Raw genomic sequence first — 2,206 nt, forward strand, 5'->3', positions numbered from 1 at the left:
CGGCAGCTGGTGGAGGATTACGCTTCAAGCAACCAGTACCTGCCGGATGTGATTGCCGAAGTGGATATCATTTCTCATATTCGTCCACAAACCCTGGACCCCTCTGAAGATGCCACTAACTGGACTTTTTTCCTGCGTCGAGTGGAAAAACTTCTGCAGGCCCCATACATGAGTCCAAAGATGCTTGAGGAGGTGCAGGACCTTGCAGAACCTCTGCTGGATTTGATGCAGGAAGTGTACTCCTATCCCATGCTTTATGAAGTTGTGGAGCACCTGCAGCAGGTGGCCGGAGTGGGTCCCGAAATCCAGTGGGTGCAGCGCAGAGATCGCAACATCAGGCAGAAAGAGCTTCTGGAACTTTTGAAACTGGTTTCCCGGTCATCCTTAGAAACCCCTGATGTCCAGGACCGTTCGCTGCATTCGTTATTTGATCTCATGGACTCCTTATCCGAGCGTGCGCCCGATGAGAGGCCTGTATTGAATATATTTATGGATCGCAGGAACTTCAGGATTTCAATGCAGGAATGGGTGGATCTGGAGATGCGCAGCAAAAAGACCCTTATGATGCGTCAGTTTGCCCAGGAGAGGCAGCAAAGCAGGGGGTTGATATTTTTTGAAGAAACCGACGATTTTCCCCATATCCATTTGAACCCTGCCGGCGAAGGAACCCTGTTTTTTGCAGGACGGGCCAGGGTTGACGGCCTGTTCAGTGCAAAGGCCTTTGAAAAAAGAGTCCGACCGGGGGTTATTTCTCTGGATGAAAAGCTGGAAGAAACTGGTGTCTCACAGGAGGAACAGGACAGGTTTGCCGAATTTGTGGAAAGGCAGCTGGAGAGTTATGCTGAAAGATACGTGGAAAGTTATGTGAATTATTATCACCAGTTTCACATCCGGGCTCACTCCGAGGGCACCCTGCGTTTTGTCCTCAATGAGATTCCCACCCGTCATTCCCCGTTTCTGCGTTTTCTGCTGACACTTCATGAAAACACCAGTCTGGACACCAGTGGCAGTCCTTTGTTCCGTTCATTTGCCAACCAACTGGAGAAGTTTGGATTTGTGCGCAACCTGATGCATGAAGAAGACGGGGTTATTCCTGAATGGCGGAACTATACGGCTTTTATAAACCAGATGCGTGAAGAACTCGATGGAAGAGCACCCTGGATGTCTCAGGATGATGGTGCAGAAACATTTAAAGAGCGCTTAAGCCCCCTGGGGCGGATAAGTTTCACCGCACTGCAGGATGATCCCGATGCCTATGTGAATCTGGTGCGCAAATGGCTTTCCGGCCTAGGTGTAGATCCTGAGTGGCGGGGACCCTTCCTGGAGCCTTTTCTGCTGGCCTTCAACCTGGGCCGAAGCGATATTGAAAATACTATGGCCAAGGTCTGGCAGGATATCAGGGGAGAACATATAAGTCATCTGCAGCGCCGGTTTCCTCTGGACCCGACAGCTGAAGCCAGGATTGATCCGGCTGCTCTGGAAGACGTTATCCATCCTGAGGACGGTGATTTCTGGGAAGACTTTGAAGAATTTCTGGGGCCGTTTTTTCGTGAAAGCCGCGATGGCTGGGTGCAGCGGGACGCTTCCAGGGACAGGATCAATCTGCCCCGGGGAATGCTGACTACAGTCAACGAGCTGCACCGTATTGCAGGCAATCTGTGGGACCGGGAGGGAGAGCCCAGGCCCCTGGTGTTCAATGTACTGCCCACAAGGCTGCCGGCTGCCAGAGACCGGGCCAATGTCCCGGTGGTGGCCTATCTGCGCTCTGGAGAATCATCTGTCTTTGCATTCAATCAGCAGCCCGACTGGCAGGAGGTCCGGGTAAAATGGTGGAAAAGCGATGCAGCTGTGGCGGGTATGGGTTTTCAGTCCCCGTCAACCAACAGGCGGGTGCATCGTGAGTTGCGCCTGGACGAACAGCACTGGGGTCTTTTCAGCCTGCTGAAAAAGGCCCGCCCGCTGCATGAGGACACCTTTGCCTGGTCCCTGGAAAGCCCATGGGGAGGAAGCATTACCGTAGAGTTCACCTTTGAAGCCGATCCCTGGGAAGCAGTCAGTCTACAGGAACGCAGGCCGCGGGATTTTACCCCGGTGACCCCGGAAGCAGCAGATGAGCGCTCTGTTTTGTCTGTAGGTATAGATACCGGAACTATCCTGGAGGACAGGCCATGAAAGACTTGATCATATCCCTGAGCATATATCTGTC

1 protein-coding gene is annotated in these 2,206 nt (G+C 52.8%); it reads left to right on the forward strand.

Going from position 1 to position 2,206, the window contains the following annotated elements; translation table 11 throughout:
- On the forward strand, positions 1-2,172 hold a 2,172-nt coding region (locus tag D5S03_RS12580), incomplete at its 5' end, for a hypothetical protein (RefSeq protein ID WP_287044270.1).
- Positions 2,173-2,206: the final 34 nt, after the last annotated feature.

Source organism: Desulfonatronospira sp. MSAO_Bac3, assembly GCF_003838035.1.
Lineage (GTDB): Bacteria > Desulfobacterota > Desulfovibrionia > Desulfovibrionales > Desulfonatronovibrionaceae > Desulfonatronospira > Desulfonatronospira thiodismutans.